Source organism: Tychonema sp. LEGE 07196 (genome assembly GCF_963890365.1).
Taxonomy (GTDB): domain Bacteria; phylum Cyanobacteriota; class Cyanobacteriia; order Cyanobacteriales; family Microcoleaceae; genus Microcoleus.
In genome coordinates this window covers 1-18,035 of the sequence record NZ_CAWPRX010000049.1, presented here as the reverse complement: position 1 = coordinate 18,035, position 18,035 = coordinate 1, and the positions used below count along the sequence as shown (strand labels likewise).

Sequence of the window (18,035 nt, the reverse complement as noted above, 5' to 3'; positions counted from 1 at the left end):
GAGATTTATTTGCAGCGGTTCGTTCAGTTGTCAATACTGGTAAAAGGCAGGGCTTAACTGCTTATCAAGCTATTCAAAAAGCCCTCTCTCTTCATGGCTCCCTTTTTTCCCCTAGTTGAGCAATTACTCTACAACTAACAACCAACAAATAACTAATATTTCATAAAATATCTTTCCGCTTCTGCAACCACAGAGTCAACATCAAATAAACAACAATATGCACGCACAACATCCCCCTATTTAAACTCAAATTATCCCACGTTGGATCGCAAACAGAATTAGGCTCAAAGGGCTGAGGAAGTATGCTACCATTCGGTAATGTAGTAGGTGCGGGAACCATTGCATTCACATTAACTAAAGAACCGTAAGCGCCCACAGACCAGCGGCGAATCTAATTGCAGCGAAGCGTTTGGAGCGCGACCCAACAAAACCGACCGATTGCTAAGAGAAATTGACTGTTTTTTCGGCACAGCAACTTGATTCGCCAGCGGATTAAAATAAGTCAGCAAAACTTAATTTATTGGATCTAGACAGATTTTAATTTCTATGCCGTTTTTGAGACAATAACCGTCATTGGGAGTGATGCGAGTGCGATCGACAAATAAGCCATTAGTGCTCGGCTGCTGACTGTCACCGTCGTAAATCCAGTAATTATGACCAATTTGGCGCAAAACAGCGTGAACGCCCGAAACTGCGCGCCAGGGGTCGGGAATGACTAAATCAGCCCGAGTGCGATCGCGCCCCAATACGTGTTGCGGCTGTTTTAACTCTAACTGTATGCTTTGTCCTTGACTGGTTAATACTAAATAAGGTCGATCGCTTAAAGCCGTAGCTTGTTCTATATTACCTATCATATTTAAATAGCGGTTTTTGCACTAACATTTTCAGCATATCAAAAGGTGGAAGTCAGTAGTCAGTAGTTGTTAGTTATTAGTTATTAGTTATTAGTTATTGGTTATTGGTTATTGGTTATTGGTAGGGGCGGTGGATGGTGCGGGCCCGCCCTCTTAACTCTTATCACCTTTTGGCAACAACAGACAAACTGCGAAGCCGATTAATTGCCGCCGCTAATTCAAAGCGTCGAAACATCGCAAAATCCCCTTCAGGAAAAGAAGATAAAATATCCATCCCGCGCCCATCAATATCTGCCATCACCAAATCAATGATTTCCGACAAAGTGCGTTTCCCGTCCATGTATTGCTGCTTAGCATAAACCATAGCCGCAGCGATCGCCCTTAACTGTCCGCTGTCCACAATTTGGTCGATCGCACCCAAATCAACATCCTCAGTTCCAAAAGTCAATTCATCAACATTCCGCACCTTCACCCGCACATCTCGCCGTCCCCGACTAGGGTCTAAACTAGCGGGAACCGGCACTCTTTGAGTAATCTCACCAAAACTTTCCCCCCCTTCAGCAGCGCGACTAATAGAGTATTTCTTAGCAATTTCTTTAGCTTTTTCCGTCACGTTATATGCTTGAAAGTTATCCAGTGAAATCACAGTATCCGCCACATCAAAATAATCGCCGCTTCCCCCCATAACTAAAATAGTCGATACACCACAATCTGCATACAACTGTTTGACTTTATCGATAAAAGGCGTAATTGGTTCTTTATCCTTAGCGATGAGTTCTTGCATTCGGCGATCGCGAATCATAAAATTTGTCGCCGCCGTATCCTCATCCACCAACAAAACAGGCACTAAATCCTGTTCCTGTTTCCTTCTCTCCTGTTCCTCATTCCCTTTTCCTTCTTCCTTCTTCCGACTTCCATCGGACTGACATCCGTTAAATCCGTTACATAATCCGTTGCCGAACTTCCTTATCCCCACTTCCAAAGCCTCAATAATATTAGCAGCTTGCGACGTGCTCCCGCTCGCATTTTCAGTATAAAATTGTGCCGTATCTCTACCTTGCGGCAAGCCAGAAATAAAAGGAGAAATATCCACTCCGGCAACACTTCTGCCATCTTCCGCCCTAATTTTAACCGCCGCCGGATTTGCCACAACAAATTCCCTACCATCTCCCGGAATTTTGTTGTAAACTCCCAACTCAATCGCCCTGAGTAAAGTTGACTTACCGTGATAGCCGCCCCCAACAATCAAAGTAATGCCAGCCGGAATACCCATACCGGAAATCTCACCGCGATTCGGACAATTAAACTCAACTTTTAACGAAGGCGGCGACACAAAAGCCACAGCATCATTTAACAAAGGGCGATTGTCAACACCGCTGCGGCGGGGCAAAATAGAACCATCAGCAACAAACGCAACTAATTGTTTTTCAGCTAACTGCTGCCGCAGCCAGTCAGCATCTTCTACGGTTTCAACGTGACGGCGACATTCCGCTGCATTTAAGCTAGAATATTTCAGAGATTGGCTGACAATTCGCGGGATATCTTCGCACAGCATTTCAGCAGCTTGTTGCCCTAAAATACTGCGTCCGCCTGCGGGAAGTCCCATAATAAATCGCAGTTCAACTCCTCCTAAATCTGCGATATTTGATGCTGTTGAGGAAATAATAAATGCGGCAGTTCGTTCTAAAACTTCTTGTCCGAAGCGAGTCACTGCAATCAAACCGCTTTTGCCAGTGCCGCGCTTGCTGCTATTGCTGTATGTGGCTTTGTCAAACTGGCGAGTTAGGTAATCTCGCAGGGCTATTTCTCGACTGCGGGATTTAAAAAGTTCGCGGGGAATTCGAGCAATTTCTGGCGGAACTATGACTCTAAATTTACTGGGAGAGGCAAAGGGATCTCCCTGTACGTAATCAATAATCAATGTAAATTCATCAAATTTATAGCTGCTTTGAATTTCTTTGTATGCTTTGTAGTTTCTATTGTCTAATTGCAATAAATGCTGTCGCAGGCTTTGTTTGTTATTCATTAAAAATAAGGAAGTTCGGCAACGAGCAATGTACGGGATGTAACGGATGTAACGGATTTCATTCCGATGGAAGTCGGAAGAAGGAAGAAGGAAGAATAAAATAACATTTTACCTAATTACTAATTACCAATTGCCAATTGCCAATTACCAATTATTGAATTTCTAATAATTTAGCTGTGGCATTAACCACAATTTGAGCAGAACCGGCGAAAAAAGGTCGATCGATAGTTGCTAGTGTATCAGTAGGCTGGTGGTAGTGGGGCGATCGCAAATTTGCAGTATCCGTCACCAACACAGCACCAATTCCTTTATACCAGAAAGGAGCGTGGTCGCTTCGCAAAACATCAGGAGTCAGCAACCCTTTCAGAGGAACCGGCAGCGCCACCACTGGCGGCAAATCCGCGTTTCCCGACTCCGCAAAAGTTTTCAACAGCAGCGGATGTTCCGCATCCCCAACTACAGCAATAAACTCGCCTTTGTCGGGAGATGTTACCCCCGATGCTTCTAGAAAAGGTTGCGCCGTCAACCCTTCGGGATATTGCTGACACCCAGACGTGCGACAGGCATAACCAACCATATCTAAAACTACCGCTGCCTGCAAATTTTTTAACCGCGCCGCGCTACGGGTGAATGCTAAACTGCCTAAAAGTCCGAGTTCTTCCCTGTCAAAAAACCCTACTTGTAATGTCCGAGGAGTGGGACGAGAACCAAGCAATCTTGCTACTTCTAAAACTACTGCAACTCCCGTCGCATTGTCGTCAGCCCCTGGGGATTTCGGTACAGTATCGTAGTGTGCCGCAACTAAAATTTTACCTGCATTTGAGTCAGTACCTTTTCTCTCAGCAAAGACGTTAATTCCGCGATCGAACGGCTGCAACTCTGGCAAAAATCCTGATGTTTGCAATTGTTGAGAAATGTAGTCTCTACTAAAAGAGCGAGATCCTTCTCCATCACGTTCTCCTACTAGATTTTCGACGTGTTTCCATAACCGAGATCGGTCAATTTGGGGCGCGATTACAGCATTTTTTTCAACAATCAGCGGCGAGGGAGACGGGTTTGGGAAAGTGTCGGTCGATCGCACTACCGACACTTCCGGTACTGCCGATAACCGCTGCCACGAACCAGAACCCCAACCCACAGCCGCCAGCGCAACCAAAATAAATAGCGCTATCCAAATCAATTGTTTCATCAGTAAGTTTATTTAAGATTTGAGACTGTTTTATTTGATATTTTACATTAATATCATGTCTGGTAGATTGAAAACGATAATATTGTTTTGCACGCGCGAACTGTATAGCAATCCGGCGTTTCTGAATTAACTTCCAGGCTCTACTCCGGCACCCGAAAAGGTCGGCAAAGCTTCTGGATATGCGTTACTTTCCCTCGAACTGGTAACGAGTAACGAGCAAATGATTAGGGAGGCAGAGCCTCCGAACCTGCATTACCAGGCAGAGCCTGGTAACGAGTAAAAACTGAGATGTTCCCAACCATTTAAATATCGACATCGGAAATTTCACACTTATTGAGCAATTCGATAATGGCGATATTCAACGATACTAATGTAGGTTAAAAATTACCATATTTAACTATTTTTTATCCAATTCAATCTCCTTGTTACCCAATATCAAACTGTTGCTACCTGGCCAAGCGTAAGGAATAGTTTTTGCCAAAAATTCTACAATTTCAGTTGGCTGTTGAAACCACTCAGAATAACTGGGATTTAGTTGGTCGTACAGTGCTTTTAAAGCTTGAATTTCTGCCTCTAGTTGCGCTGCTGCTTGATTGATTCTGCGAGCTTGTGCTTGCAAGCGCTTTTCTCCGGTGTGAACGTTGTTTTCTACTTCTTGCCAGTGCTGTCCGGCTAGCAATTTGTCTAGTTCGCCTTGTTTGTAATCGAGTACCGCCTGTTTTTGTTGCAGTTGCTTTTCAATAATTTGAGTTTCTCGGTCAATCTCCTGAATTTGCTGCAACCATTGCTCCCCAAAGACAGCATTTTGCTGATGGAACTCGGCAATGGCTTCAGGAGTATTATTTTTGGGAAAGCTGACTGTCACTCGGCACTCTGAGCGCTGGGAAGAAAGGTTGTCCCGCGACTCTTGCAGGGTGGCAATTTCTGCTTGCAGCCCGTGGACTTCTGTTTGGAGTTCTGGGATTGTCTGACTCATTGGTTCAATTAGTGGATTTCTGCATCGATTTTAAGCTAATTGTTGATTTCTGGACGCACAGGAAGTCCGATCGCCTGGTTTGCGATCGGGGCTGGGGGCTGCAACTAAATATTTTCGTGAAAAAATTGCCGATTGAGCTTCGACTGCGCTCAGTTACCGCGCCGCCGAAATCGGGTTTATAGGCATCCGTGCGTCAGTCCTATTGTTTATTTTTATAACAAATCTCTGTCGCTTCCTCACCACAATTATCTAATTTTAGCGCGCTCCAGTCAGTGTCTAGGCATAATGGCGGATAATTTGTAGCACAATGGCCGATGACAGGTTTGTAATTATGATTCAAATTATAATTAGTTATGCAAATAAATTACTGCTTGCGTAAATTTGTTTGACGCAATTAAAATAAATTAAGGTCGGATATATTTTTGGGTCGCATCTACAGTTACGTTCAATTTGTTCACATTTTTTACTGCGGTCAAGCATTGTTTTAAAGTTAGCAATTGGAACCCATGAAAATTACTGGTAAATTAATGTTAGGATACTTAACTGCTGCTGTGTTTGGTGTGGAATGTTGCATTAATGCAAAAATATTGCCGCTAAGTGTAGGGGATGGAGGTGGAAATCCTACTGTAGAAGCAAATTTGGTAGCGCCTGACAAAATTAGCTATTTGCGATCGGTATCTGGCGCTAATTCTGTAAGGGCTGACTTATTTGGGGCTCAATCATCCCCAATAGCAGCGATCGCTCAACCAAGCGACAATTTTATACAGTCTCAGGAAAATCCTCAAAAAGAGCCTATTTTAAGTTTTAAAATTATTGATTATTATCTGGCTTTTATTCTGGGCTCAATTTTTTTATTAATCAGGATGAATGGGGTAGGTACGTTATCTCAGGCGATAGGGTTAATTAAATCGAAGCCTGAAACAGACAAGAACAAGCTAACAGCAACAGACGAAGTGTTGCATCTACCAAAAGAACAGGATATCCGAGATACTATTGCTAAAATGACCCAAGATTTGCAGCAAACTGCCGAATACGCCTTCGATATTTGCGAGGAAATGAGCGTCTCGATAATTGCGACTACCCCTGGCGGTCGTATCCTATCGTTAAATCAAGCTACTTGTCAACTTTTAGGATACTCAAAAAAAGAGTTGTTAGGCGCACCAATAGCCGGACTTTTTCATAAAAATGAAGCGCCGCCAACGGGGCTAGAATTAGAAAATTTAACGACCGAAGATTCTGTTCGCAATGTCGAAAAAATTTATATTTCCAAACATGGAAAAAAAATAATTGTGCTGCTTTCTATTTCAATTATTCGGAATGGCAAAGGCAAGGTCAGCGGCAAATTATATGTAGCACAAGATATTACCTATCGCAAGCAGGCTGAAAGAGATTTGCGGCGCAGTGAAAAAAAGTTTCGGCAACTGATAGAAACTGTTAATGCTGCTGCATTGATCTATCAGCGCAGACAGTTGCGTTATGTCAATTCTCAGACAGAAGCTTTCACTGGATATAGTCGGGAAGAATTGCTAGCGTTGGATTTATATGACTTGATCGATCCAGATTTTCATGAAATAGTTAAAAAATGGGGTAAATCCCGCCATCCGCGAGAAAGTGCAGGCTCAAAATATGAAGTAAAATTTATCACAAAAACCGGAGAATCACGCTGGATAGAAGCAACTGTAAATATTATTAAATTTGAGAGAAAACCGTCAATATTAGTCACAGTCTTTGATATCAGCGATCGCAAATTAGCAGAGTTAGAATTAGAAACATCTCTTTCGTTGCTTCAAGCAACCATTGAATCTACTGCTGACGGTATTCTGGCGGTTGACGGCGAGGGAAAAGTTGTCAGCTTTAACCGCAAGTTTGCCAAAATGTGGCAGGTACCAGATGTTTTGCTAAATTCGAGAGATCACAACCAAATTTTGGAGTTTGGAATCAACCAGTTAAAATACCCGGAAATCTTTGTCAACCGCGCTAAAGAATGGTCAGATCGTCCGGCGGCTGAAACTTACGATATTATTGAGTTTAAAGATGGCAGAATCTTCGAGCGTTACTCGCTACCGCAGCACACCGGAGGCAAAATTACTGGTCGAGTATTCAGCTTTCGAGATGTCACGGAACGCTTGCAATCTGAAGAAAAACTCCGCAAAAGTGAAGAACGCTTTCACCTGCTGACTAGGGCCACAAATGATGCAGTATGGGATTTTAATTTGTCAAAAAATGAGTATTGGTTGAGCGAAGAGTTTGAAAAAGTATTTGGATACAAACTCAACGATACTCAGACGATAGACTTTGACTTGTGGTGGCAAAATATTCATCCCGAAGAACGGGAAAGAGTGATGTCAAGCTTCAACGAAACAATGAAATCTGATGCTGAATTTTGGTCGGAGGAATATAGCTTTCATCGTGCAGATGGGGGATATGTTTTTGTGTTAGATCGCGGGTACATCATCCGCAATGAAAGTGGCAAAGCAGTAAGGGCGATCGGTACGATGATGGACATCACTCAGCGCAAGCAAGCTGAAGAAATTATTCGCTATCAAGCGGTTTACGATCAACTCACGGGTTTACCGAATCGGATACTTTTTAACGAGCGACTGACGGCAGCATTAAGACAAGCTAAAAAGAATAAAAAAATGCTGGCTGTGATGTTTTTAGATTTAGATAGATTCAAAAAAATTAATGATACACTAGGTCACGCTGCGGGCGATCGCCTTTTAGAAAGTTTTGCCGGACGGATCAGCGACACTTTGCGATCGACTGATACGGTAGCCCGGTGGGGAGGCGATGAATTTACCGTACTGCTTCCCGATCTCAATTGCTTAGAAGATGCAGTTAAAACAGCTCAAAGAATTATTGATTATTTAAAGCCACCTTTTAAACTAGAAGAACAGCCGTTTCACGTCAGCAGCAGCATCGGTATTGCCGTTTATCCCAACGACGGCGAAGATGCCGAAACTTTAGTCAAAAATGCCGATGCCGCCTTGTACCGCGCTAAAGACATGGGAAGAAATAACTATCAGTTATATACTTCAACAATCAATCCGCAAGGCAGCCAATTGCTGACTCTGGAAAACAGGCTGCACGAAGCATTAGCACAGGGAGAATTTGAGGTTTTCTACCAGCCCAAAGTCAATATCAATACTTGGAAAATTCAGGGTATGGAAGCATTGCTGCGCTGGCACCATCCAGAATTAGGTTTAGTTTCGCCCGCTACATTTATTCCGATGGCAGAAGACAACGGATTAATTGTAGCTATTGGGGAATGGGTGCTGCAAACTGCCTGCACTCAGAATAAAGCTTGGCAGGATGCTTTGCAACCTGATTTGCGGGTAGCAGTCAACTTTTCGGCCAGGCAGTTTCAGCAATTTAATTTAGTGGAAATGGTGACGAACTGCTTGAAAAAAACTGGTTTAGAACCGAAGTATTTAGAGTTAGAAATTACTGAAAGTACAGCGATGCAAGATGTGGATTATACCACAAAAGTTCTGAGGGAGTTGCAGAATATGGGAGTGCAGATTGTGCTAGACGATTTTGGCACGGGTTATTGTTCTCTAAGTTATCTCACAAAGTTTCCGTTGAATATCTTAAAAATCGACAAATCTTTTATCAACGGGCTGACGACAGATCCGTCCGAACGGGCGATCGCGAATGCTGTAGCGACGCTGGGGCGAGATTTGAATTTGAGCGTGGTAGCAGAGGGAGTAGAAACTAAAGAGCAGTTGGATTGTTTGCGATCGCTCCACTGTCAAGAAATTCAGGGTCACTATTTTAGCAAGGCGCTCTCCGCCGGCGATGCTAGTAAACTGTTGGTAAATTCTCTGTTGCGGAAAGTCAAAATTGCATAATTTGTCAGTTGTCAGTTGTCAGTTGTCAGTTGTCAGTTGTCAGTTGTCGTATAGTGTCTGGTCAATTTACCTATCTAAAATTGTTTGCTAGTGCGGACTTCAGTCCGATCGCGCGATCGTCTTTTGTGACGATCATCCTCGATCGCAAATCAGATCATTAGTCAATAGCGGTTGAGACGGTAGAAAAAGACGGCGGGTCTTCTTCAGCCCACGGAGGTGGGTTTTGTTGGTATCGACGCGGTTGCAACTGCGCCCGGAAGAGTGCGATCGATCGCCCGCGCCACTTAAAAACTTAAAATAGTGTGCAGAATCACGGACTTGCGGCTAAAGACAGAGGAAAATATCGCTACTCCAACATAAAAGCCTGGTCTATGCAGCCAATTCGCACATTTAACGTTTCCCCGTCGTTACCGACAATTCTCGAACCCCTACGCAAACTTGCCTACAACTTGCACTGGGATTGGAACGTTGACACCAAAGACTTATTCCGCCGCCTCGATCGAGACCTGTGGGACTCCAGCAACCAAAACCCGGTGCTGATGCTGGGAACCATATCCCAAGAGCGACTGCAAGAAATGGCGGAAGACGACGGCTTCATTGCCCAAATGAAACGAGCCGCCCAGCAGTTGGACGATTATCTCAAAAACCGCGCCTGGTATCGCAAAGAGCGCGGTACAGAGCGGCAGGAATGCTACGCTTACTTTTCGATGGAATTCGGCTTAGTAAAAGCCCTACCAATCTATTCCGGCGGTTTGGGCGTGCTCGCAGGCGACCACCTCAAATCAGCTAGCGATTTGGGCTTGCCCTTAGCCGGCGTGGGCTTGCTGTACCAAGAAGGCTATTTTTCCCAGTATCTCAACGCCGACGGCTGGCAGCAAGAACGCTATCCGCTGAACGATTTCTACAATATGCCGCTCCACCTAGAACGCAATCCCGACGGTTCGGAATTGCGGATTGAGGTAGACTATCCAGGCCGCAAGGTGTACGCCCGGATTTGGCGGGTACAAGTGGGAACGGTTCCTTTGTACTTGATGGATACAAATATTGAACCTAACAGCCGCTACGACCAAGATATTTCCGACCAACTGTACGGCGGAGACAAAACTCTGCGGATGCACCAAGAAATCATGCTGGGCATCGGTGGGGTGAAAATGCTCAAGGCCTTGGGCTTGACAGTCACGGCTTATCATATGAACGAAGGCCACGCGGCTTTCATGGCTTTGGAACGGATTCGGATGCTGATGGAGGAATATCACCTGAGTTTCGTGGAAGCAGAACAGGTGGTGGTTTCGAGCAGTATGTTTACGACTCACACGCCGGTTCCTGCTGGGTTTGACTTGTTCGAGCCGGATATGGTGATGCACTATCTGGGTCAGTATGCCAAGATGTTTGGCTTGTCGCAAGATGAGTTTCTGGCGTTGGGCCGGGAGAATGTTGGCGATTTGTCCGCACCTCTGAATATGGCAATTTTGGCAATTAAGATGTCGAGTTTTGTCAACGGGGTGGCGGCTTTGCACGGTGTGGTGTCGCGCCCGATGTTCCAAGGGTTATGGCCGGGTTTACCTCAAGAAGAAGTGCCGATTACTTCGATTACGAATGGGGTACACGCTCGCAGTTGTGTGGCGAAGTCTACTCAGGAATTGTACGATCGATACCTTGGCCCAGAGTGGGAAATGACTCGCAAGGACGATCGCCTGTGGGACAGAATTTCGTCGATTCCTGACGAGGAATTGTGGCGGAATCACGAACGCTGTCGATCGGAGTTGGTGGTATTCGCGCGGGAGTGGCTGCAAAAGACTTTGCGCGAGCGCGGTGCGGCTCAAACCGAAATCGAATACGCGCGCGAGGCTCTCAATCCGAAGGTGCTGACGATCGGGTTTGCGCGCCGTTTTGCTACTTACAAGCGGGCGACGCTGTTTTTGCGCGATGTCGATCGAATTATGCGGATCATGCGGGATCAAAACCGCCCCGTGCAGTTTGTGATTGCTGGGAAGGCTCACCCGATGGATATTCCGGGTAAGGAATTGATTCGGGATATCGTTCACTTCATCCGCGAACACGAAACTATCAATTCGATGGTGTTTCTGCCGAATTACGACATTAACGTCGCTCGGATGATGGTATCTGGCTGCGATGTGTGGCTGAATACGCCCCGCCGCCCCCGCGAGGCTTCGGGTACTTCCGGGATGAAAGCTGCGATGAATGGTTTGCCGAATCTGAGCATTCTTGACGGTTGGTGGGATGAGGCGGATTATGTTCGCACCGGTTGGCCGATCGGACATGGCGAGTTTTACGAAGATACTGAGTATCAAGATGAGGTTGAGGCCAATGCTTTGTACGACTTGATGGAAAAGGAAGTTGTACCGCTGTTTTACAACCGAGATGCTGATGGAATTCCTCGCGGTTGGACGGAGAAAATGAAGGATTCAATTCGCTTGAACTGTCCTTTCTTCAATACTGCTCGGATGGTGAAGGATTACGCGCGGCGGGCTTATTTCCCCGTGAGCGATCGCTTCCACACCATGACTTCGGATAATTGTGCTCCGGCGAAGGAATTGTCTCACTGGAAGAAGCACATTTTGGCGAAGTGGTACGACATTAAGATTGAGTCTGTTGATATTTCCCAGGATAAGGAAGTTAAGGTCAATCAGTCGATCGCCGTTAAATCTCGCATCAACCTGATGGGATTAACGCCTGCAGACGTACAAGTCGAACTTTATCAAGGTTCTGTTGATGCTAACGGCGATATTGTCGGTGGCGTGCCGGTGGTAATGGAGTATTTGGGAGAAGACGATCGCAATGCTAGCCTTTATACGGCTGACATTACTTATACTTCTAGCGGTTTGCAAGGTTTGTCCTTGCGCGTTTTACCGAAGCACGACAATCTCAGCAGCCCCTATGAAGCTGGTGTGATTCTCTGGGCACATTAAGAAGGAAGAAGGAAGAAGGAAGAAGGAAGAAGGAAGAGGGAAGAGGGAAGAAGGAAGAAGGAAGAGGGAAGAGGGAAGAAGGAAGAGGGAAGAGGGAAGAGGGAAGAAGGAAGAGAAAAGAAATAAAAATTCTTCCCCTCTCCCAATCTCCCCCTCTCCCAATCTCCCCCTCTCCCAATCTTTACTCCCCGCCGGTTCTCTGGAGTCGATCGCGAATACCTGAAAGTTGCGATTTTGTGCTGACGGGCGATCGAGGTTGGGGCATTTCCGTATCCGGCCAGTTCGGTAAGTCGTTACAGACACAGGACTCAGGTGGCATTCCGGCTTGTTGGAACACTACGGGCATAGCGCAGCGCGCGCAGGGACTGACTTCCCATGCTGGTGTCAGCAGTTGGGCAATTGTTTCGTTTGTGCCTTGCAGGTAGCAGTCTCCGCTGTCGGGGGAGATAATTTTTTGCCAGCATTCTTCAAATTCGCTGCTGTAGCGATCGCCCGCAATTACCGATTTTGGCAGCAGCGCTTCGGAACCGTTGCGAATTAATACTTTTTTGCCTAACTGAAACCAGTAAGCAATATATTTTTTTACTTCAGTATTTGATGCCATAACTTTTAGTCAATCCTGCGATTAGTTGATGATTTTAAACTTGAAAATTGAAACTTGTACTCTATCTCAAGAGACATTTTATATTTTACATTTTTTCTAAGGGGGAGCATTTCCGGCTTTATAAAAAGCATTTTTATGATTGCTGTAGCCGCTGGCACGGGTGAGTGGGGCGCAAGGTTATTGAAGACATTGTGCTATACAAGTTTGCGTACAGGTGCTGGCTTCAAATCTTGGCTATTTCGCGTCTATCATTGTTGTGTTGGGTGGCTGAGGGAGTATTTTTGGAACCCTATTTTGCCTGCAGTTGAGTTTTTGATAGTTAAGATTATAGCTAATTTCCGCTATAATTGCCCACCGACCAACCGAGATGTTTTCTCCCTTGTCGATCGCCCTTCGGGGCTGTTAATTCTTGGCTGGCGGCAGCGGCGTACCCAAGGCGCTGAGATCCAAGGCGTAACCTCCGGTGACGAGATAAACAGAATCGGCGATCGCCCCGATGTGCCGCACCAGAGTGCCGAGGCGATCGCGAAACAGCCGCCCCGCAGGATAAGCAGGCACAACGCCCCATCCGGTTTCTTCCCCTACCAAAATTACATCGGCCGCTGTTGACTTCAAACCGGCGAGCAAATCTTGCTGCATCTGGCCCCAAACTGTCGCTTCTTGTTCCAACAGATTCGCCGTCCAAGTTCCCAGGGAATCAATCAACAAGCAATCCGACGCTGAGGCCGATCGCACAACTGCCGATAATTCGATCGGCACTTCGAGAGTTTCCCAATCAACCTGACGGCGATTTCGGTGCTTTTCTAGGCGGCGCATCCACTCCAAATCCGCTGCATCAACCAAGCCAGTAGCCACATAAATTACTTGTTTTCTCGAACCTGCAGCCCGACTTTCAGCCCATTCACTTTTGCCGCTTCGGGCCGGCCCAGTTACTAAAATTAATTGTCTCAATGGCGCTGGTTTTGAGTTGGTCATTTGTTATTGGTTATTGGTTGTTTGTTATTGGTTATTTGTTATTTGTTATTTGTTATTGGTTATTTGTTATTTGTTATTGGTTATTTGTTTGATTGCCAAGGATTTTTAAGCGATAATAGCATTGTTGAGACAAGATCACAGTAAGTCGATCGAGAACCCCAATATTTCCAAAGCTCTTAATTATGTCAGATCGTCCTCAGATATCAGCAATAATTTGCACCCACAATCGCGCGGCCTATTTAGCGGGGGCGATCGACAGCTTGCTGGTACAGGATTTCCCCGACAATTTTGAAGTAGTAGTAGTCGATAACGCTTCTAGCGATTATGCCAGTCCCGAAAGCTCCACTTCGCGCACCCGCGAGGTAGTAGAAGCCCGATTGGGCGATCGGCGTCTCAAGTACGTCTGGGAACCCGAAATCGGTCTGTCAATCGCCCGGAACACCGGCGCAAAGCAAGCTGGCAGCGACATATTAGCTTATCTCGACGACGACGCTGTTGCCGATCCAAATTGGATCGGGGAACTGTACAGCGCTTATCAAAGCAATCAAAAACTAGCCGTAGCCGGCGGCAAAGTTAACTTGCTGTGGCCTTGCGGAATCAGCCCGCCCGCATGGCTGTCACCAGGATTGGCCCAAAACTTGGGAGAATACGATTTAGGCGATACTTGCCAGTACGTGACTGCTGCCGGTTTGACTCCCAGGGGTGTCAACTACTCGATCCGGCGCGCTTTTCTCGAACAAATTGGCGGCTTCGATGTCAAACTCGGTAGAGTCGGCAAAAAGTTGCTGTCAAACGAAGAATTGCGCGCCACAGAATTAGCATTAGAGTTAGGTTGGCAAGTGGTTTATCTGCCCTCTGCCCTAGTGCTGCACAATGTCGCCCCAGAACGGCTTAACAAAGCTTGGTTTCTAGAGCGCGGGTGGTGGCAAGGCATTAGCGAGTGTTATCGAGAACAATTGTCCGATCGAGCCGGTATTGCTCAGCTTGGGCGGGGGGGTGAAAGAATATTGAGGGGTATCTGGAAGTCTTTTAAGTACATTAGAGATCCGGCGCTGCGCTTTGAAAATTTCGTTTTTGCCTGGGGTCAAATCGGTTATTTGAGTGCAGCCCTCCGCCGCATGATTTTTCTACCGAAATCGACCAGCAGGCATTAGGCTATAAGCAATATCCCTCGCCGATCGAGTCGTCGGCGCTACCTGGCCGATCGCACTTCAACCACAACAACTCCACCGCATTCAGGTTCAAGCAATCGATTATGACCTCTAGTTCATCCAAGATTCCGGTTTCGGTTCTCATTCCGGCAAAAGACGAAGAACTTAATCTACCTGCGTGTCTGGCCAGCATTGCTAGGGCGGACGAAGTTTTCATGGTTGATTCCCAAAGCAGCGATCGCACGGTAGAAATTGCCATCAGCAGCGGTGCAAAAATAGTGCAGTTCTACTTCAACAATCGCTGGCCCAAAAAGAAAAATTGGTCTTTGGACAACCTGCCCTTTCGCAACGAATGGGTATTAATAGTCGATTGCGACGAGCGCATTCCCCCGGAACTTTGGGACGAAATCGCCTGCGCGATCGAAGATCCCAATTTTGAAGGCTACTACCTCAACCGCAAAGTCTTCTTTTTAGGTCAATGGCTGCGTTACGGCGGCCGGTATCCCGACTGGAATTTGCGTTTGTTCAAGCATCAAAAAGGCCGTTACGAAAATCTCGGCACCGAATCTGTCCCCAATACAGGTGACAACGAAGTTCACGAACACGTCATTTTAGCCGGTCAAGTCGGCTACTTAAAAAATGACATGATCCACGAGGATTATCGCAATTTATTTCACTGGATCGAGCGTCACAACCGCTATTCTAATTGGGAAGCTCGCGTTTATTACAATATTCTTACAGGTCGCGGCGACAGTGGCACTATTGGCGCTAATCTATTTGGAGATGCCGTGCAGCGAAAGCGATTCCTCAAAAAAGTTTGGGTGAGGCTGCCTTTTAAACCAATGCTGAGATTTATTTTATTTTACTTTATTCAGTTAGGCTTTTTGGATGGAAAAGCTGGGTATGTTTATGCCAGGTTATTGAGTCAGTACGAATATCAAATTAATGCCAAACTTTATGAATTGAGCTGCTGCGGCGGCCAGTTGAATGTGGCAGAACCTGAGCCGAATCTGCCGCCCCCAGTGGTGAGAAGTCAAGAGACTGAAGTTAAATCGCCGTAAAAGTATGAAACTTCAAGCTCAGAGCGCAGCGGATTGACGCAGAAGAATGGCAGAAGAATGTTGATTTGGAGCTAGTAAGCTGTCGGACATTTAAATTGTATGTTTAGGGCGGGCTCTCGTGCCCACCCCACAATAGTTTTATTGTTTTTTGACATACAGTTTAAATGTAGAACAGCTTACGCGCGTGCGCAGCTATCCCGTAGAGATAGCTGCGCACGCGCGCACTTTTAATTCTTCCCTAAACCAGCATGAAGTTCGCCGCTGTCAGTGAATTAGCACTCACTCCAATCATAACGCCTAACTCCTCCCCGGTCAAGAGATTTTTGATAATTGTTCCCTGAGTATTTTGAGTTATTTCTAACTGTCCAAAACTCAAACCACCGCTCAATCCAATCACATCTTGACCGGCAGTAAAATCAGCGATAACATCAAATCCTTGACCATTTGTCAAGACAAAAACATCGTTACCGCTACCGCCAATCAAACTATCATTCCCCAATTCTCCGTAAAGGATATCATCACCTTTACCGCCCAGGAGAGTATCGTTATCTTCCCCGCCGTAAAGAGTATCATTTCCTTCGCACCCTCCCAGCATATCTGCTCCTTCGTCACCGCCGATGAAATCGTTACCTTCACCGCCGCAGATGGTATCCGCACCCTGATTTCCAAACAAGTAATCATCTCCATCACTGCCAAGGATTATGTCATCACCTTTGCCTCCAGATAAGCTGTCATTACCCTTACCGCCGTCGATGAAATCATCATTTCTGTTCCCATAAACGATGTCGTCACCTTCGCGGCCGTTGATAGAGTCATTGCCTTTGCCTCCAAAGATTAAATCGTTGCCCGAGTCGCCCAGAATGATGTCGTTATTCTCATCTCCAAATAAGATGTCGTCACCACTGCCGCCGCTGATAAAATCATTGCCTTGATTGCCGTTGAGAATGTCACTGCTATCGCCACCATACAAGTTGTCATCCCCAGATTGGGCATCGAATATATTGCCCGTGTTGCTGCCGAGAAATTCGTCATTTTTGGCAGTGCCTATTTGAATTGCCGGTACACCGAGTATGGTGTTTTCAACCCTATTCGGTTGGTTTAAATTGGGATAGACAATTGTGTCGCAAATGCACTCATCGTTGGGGATGTTATTAGTTATTGGAGTTGGTGCGGGCGTTGGTGTTGGCGTTGGTGTTGTTGCAGGCGTTGGTGTTGGCGTTGGCGTTGGTGCGGGCGTTGGTGTTGGTGTTGGTGCGGGCGTTGGTGTTGGTGTTGGTGTTTGTATTGGTATTGGTGTTTGTATTGGTGTTGGTGTTGGTGTTTGTATTGGTGTTGGTGTTGGTGTTGGTGTTGGTGTTGGTGTTGGTGTTTGTATTGGTGTTGGTGTTGGTGTTGGTGTCGGTGTGGGAGTTAGTGCAGTATCTACAATCAAATTAACAGCAATTGAAGGAGTAGAAGTATTACCTGCAGCATCGGTAGCTGTAGCAGTCAAGGCGTAAGTACCATCAATTAAAGGAGTCGCCGGGGTAAAACTCCAATTCCCAGTAGCATCCGCAGCAGTAGTACCGAGTGAAGTTGTACCTTGTAAAATATTAACGGTACTATCGGGTTCCGCTGTTCCCGTCAGAGTAGGAGTATTATCGTTAGTTGTACCACTGGTAGTTGTGAGAGTAGGTGTTGCCGGTGCTGCAGTATCTACAATCAAATTAACAGCAATTGAAGGAGTAGAAGTATTACCCGCCGCATCGGTGACTGTAGTAGTCAAGGCGTAAGTACCATCAGTTAAAGGAGTCGCGGGGGTAAAACTCCAATTCCCAGTAGCATCCGCAACAGTAGTACCGAGTGGAGTTGTACCTTGTAAAATATTAACGGTACTATCGGGTGGTGCAGTCCCCGTCAGAGTGGGAGTATTATCGTTAGTTGCACCGCTGGTAGTTGGGAGAGTAAGTGTTGCCGATGCGGTAGCATCTACTATCAAATTAACAGCAGTTGAAGGAGTAGAAGTATTACCCGCCGCATCGGTGGCTGTGGCAGTAAAGGGGTAGTTGCCATCAGCTAAAGCTGTTGTGGGAGTAAAACTCCAGTTACCTGAAGCATCTACAATCGCAGTACCTACAACAGTTGTGCCTTGTAAAATATTAACGGTACTGTTGGGTTCTGCTGTTCCTACCAACGTTGGAGTGCTATCGTTAGTTGTGCCACTGGTAGTTGTGAAAGTAGGTACTGCCGGTGCGGTAGTATCTACTATCAAATTAACGGCACTCGAAGGAGTAGAAGTATTACCTGTCGCGTCGGTGGCTGTGGCAGTAAAGGGGTAGTTGCCATCAGCTAAAGCTGTTGTGGGAGTAAAACTCCAGTTACCTGAAGCATCTACAATCGCAGTACCTACAACAGTTGTGCCTTGTAAAATATTAACGG

At 46.0% G+C, this 18,035-nt stretch carries 12 protein-coding genes; 4 read left to right on the top strand and 8 right to left on the bottom strand.

Annotated features, from left to right (window positions below; all coding sequences use genetic code 11):
- Nucleotides 1-512: 512 nt before the first annotated feature.
- From AACV78_RS06680 to AACV78_RS06665, 4 genes are all read right to left on the bottom strand, one after another.
- Nucleotides 513-854 carry an FHA domain-containing protein gene (locus AACV78_RS06680; RefSeq protein ID WP_194012531.1) on the bottom strand — a complete coding sequence of 114 codons (342 nt, stop codon included), beginning with the start codon at nucleotides 852-854 and terminating at the stop codon, nucleotides 513-515.
- A gap of 163 nt (nucleotides 855-1,017) precedes the next feature.
- Nucleotides 1,018-2,880: an ABC-ATPase domain-containing protein gene (locus tag AACV78_RS06675; RefSeq protein WP_194012530.1), complete on the bottom strand. Its 1,863-nt coding sequence runs from the start codon at nucleotides 2,878-2,880 to the stop codon at nucleotides 1,018-1,020.
- 151 nt (nucleotides 2,881-3,031) lie between these two features.
- On the bottom strand, nucleotides 3,032-4,069 hold the full coding sequence (locus tag AACV78_RS06670) for a M28 family peptidase (protein ID WP_194012529.1): 1,038 nt from the start codon (nucleotides 4,067-4,069) through the stop codon (nucleotides 3,032-3,034).
- A 397-nt stretch (nucleotides 4,070-4,466) separates the two neighbouring features.
- On the bottom strand, nucleotides 4,467-5,045 hold the full coding sequence (locus AACV78_RS06665) for a hypothetical protein (RefSeq protein WP_194012528.1): 579 nt from the start codon (nucleotides 5,043-5,045) through the stop codon (nucleotides 4,467-4,469).
- A 506-nt stretch (nucleotides 5,046-5,551) separates the two neighbouring features.
- Between AACV78_RS06665 and AACV78_RS06660 the strand changes: the two genes are divergently transcribed.
- Together AACV78_RS06660 and glgP are read left to right on the top strand one after the other, a co-directional pair.
- Complete coding sequence (locus AACV78_RS06660; RefSeq protein WP_228042627.1) at nucleotides 5,552-8,896, top strand: EAL domain-containing protein; 3,345 nt, start codon at nucleotides 5,552-5,554, stop codon at nucleotides 8,894-8,896.
- Nucleotides 8,897-9,267: 371 nt separating this feature from the next.
- Nucleotides 9,268-11,826: an alpha-glucan family phosphorylase gene (gene glgP / locus AACV78_RS06655; RefSeq protein WP_194012527.1), complete on the top strand. Its 2,559-nt coding sequence runs from the start codon at nucleotides 9,268-9,270 to the stop codon at nucleotides 11,824-11,826.
- 181 nt (nucleotides 11,827-12,007) lie between these two features.
- Here the strand turns inward: glgP and AACV78_RS06650 are convergent, their stop codons facing one another.
- Together AACV78_RS06650 and cobU are read right to left on the bottom strand one after the other, a co-directional pair.
- A complete protein-coding gene (locus AACV78_RS06650; protein WP_194011460.1) occupies nucleotides 12,008-12,430 on the bottom strand; it encodes a hypothetical protein in 423 nt (140 codons plus the stop codon).
- A 402-nt stretch (nucleotides 12,431-12,832) separates the two neighbouring features.
- The gene (gene cobU / locus AACV78_RS06645) at nucleotides 12,833-13,405 is read right to left on the bottom strand and encodes a bifunctional adenosylcobinamide kinase/adenosylcobinamide-phosphate guanylyltransferase (RefSeq protein WP_194011461.1); all 573 of its coding nucleotides are present in this window, start codon (nucleotides 13,403-13,405) and stop codon (nucleotides 12,833-12,835) included.
- 182 nt (nucleotides 13,406-13,587) lie between these two features.
- Between cobU and AACV78_RS06640 the strand changes: the two genes are divergently transcribed.
- Nucleotides 13,588-14,559, top strand: coding sequence for a glycosyltransferase family 2 protein (locus AACV78_RS06640; protein ID WP_194011462.1), 972 nt, complete (start codon nucleotides 13,588-13,590; stop codon nucleotides 14,557-14,559).
- 1 nt (nucleotide 14,560) lies between these two features.
- Here AACV78_RS06640 and AACV78_RS06635 read toward each other — a convergent pair whose 3' ends face one another.
- Entirely contained in the window at nucleotides 14,561-14,773 is a 213-nt protein-coding gene (locus AACV78_RS06635) for a hypothetical protein (protein WP_333194537.1), read from the bottom strand.
- Here AACV78_RS06635 and AACV78_RS06630 point away from each other — a divergent pair.
- Nucleotides 14,682-15,617 (top strand): glycosyltransferase family 2 protein, encoded by a 936-nt coding sequence (locus AACV78_RS06630; protein ID WP_339383501.1) that lies wholly within the window; start codon nucleotides 14,682-14,684, stop codon nucleotides 15,615-15,617. The genes AACV78_RS06635 and AACV78_RS06630 overlap by 92 nt on opposite strands.
- Before the next feature lie 238 nt (nucleotides 15,618-15,855).
- On the opposite strand, the gene AACV78_RS06625 is transcribed toward AACV78_RS06630, so the two are convergent.
- On the bottom strand, nucleotides 15,856-18,035 hold a 2,180-nt coding region (locus AACV78_RS06625), incomplete at its 5' end, for an Ig-like domain-containing protein (RefSeq protein ID WP_194074394.1).

What these genes read in the sequence shown, in the direction of transcription:
- AACV78_RS06680 (WP_194012531.1), bottom strand. Translation starts at nt 854, where the DNA reads ATGATAGGTAATATAGAACAAGCTACGGCTTTAAGCGATCGACCTTAT.
- AACV78_RS06675 (WP_194012530.1), bottom strand. Translation starts at nt 2,880, where the DNA reads ATGAATAACAAACAAAGCCTGCGACAGCATTTATTGCAATTAGACAAT.
- AACV78_RS06670 (WP_194012529.1), bottom strand. Translation starts at nt 4,069, where the DNA reads ATGAAACAATTGATTTGGATAGCGCTATTTATTTTGGTTGCGCTGGCG.
- AACV78_RS06665 (WP_194012528.1), bottom strand. Translation starts at nt 5,045, where the DNA reads ATGAGTCAGACAATCCCAGAACTCCAAACAGAAGTCCACGGGCTGCAA.
- AACV78_RS06660 (WP_228042627.1), top strand. Translation starts at nt 5,552, where the DNA reads ATGAAAATTACTGGTAAATTAATGTTAGGATACTTAACTGCTGCTGTG.
- glgP (WP_194012527.1), top strand. Translation starts at nt 9,268, where the DNA reads ATGCAGCCAATTCGCACATTTAACGTTTCCCCGTCGTTACCGACAATT.
- AACV78_RS06650 (WP_194011460.1), bottom strand. Translation starts at nt 12,430, where the DNA reads ATGGCATCAAATACTGAAGTAAAAAAATATATTGCTTACTGGTTTCAG.
- cobU (WP_194011461.1), bottom strand. Translation starts at nt 13,405, where the DNA reads ATGACCAACTCAAAACCAGCGCCATTGAGACAATTAATTTTAGTAACT.
- AACV78_RS06640 (WP_194011462.1), top strand. Translation starts at nt 13,588, where the DNA reads ATGTCAGATCGTCCTCAGATATCAGCAATAATTTGCACCCACAATCGC.
- AACV78_RS06635 (WP_333194537.1), bottom strand. Translation starts at nt 14,773, where the DNA reads ATGAAAACTTCGTCCGCCCTAGCAATGCTGGCCAGACACGCAGGTAGA.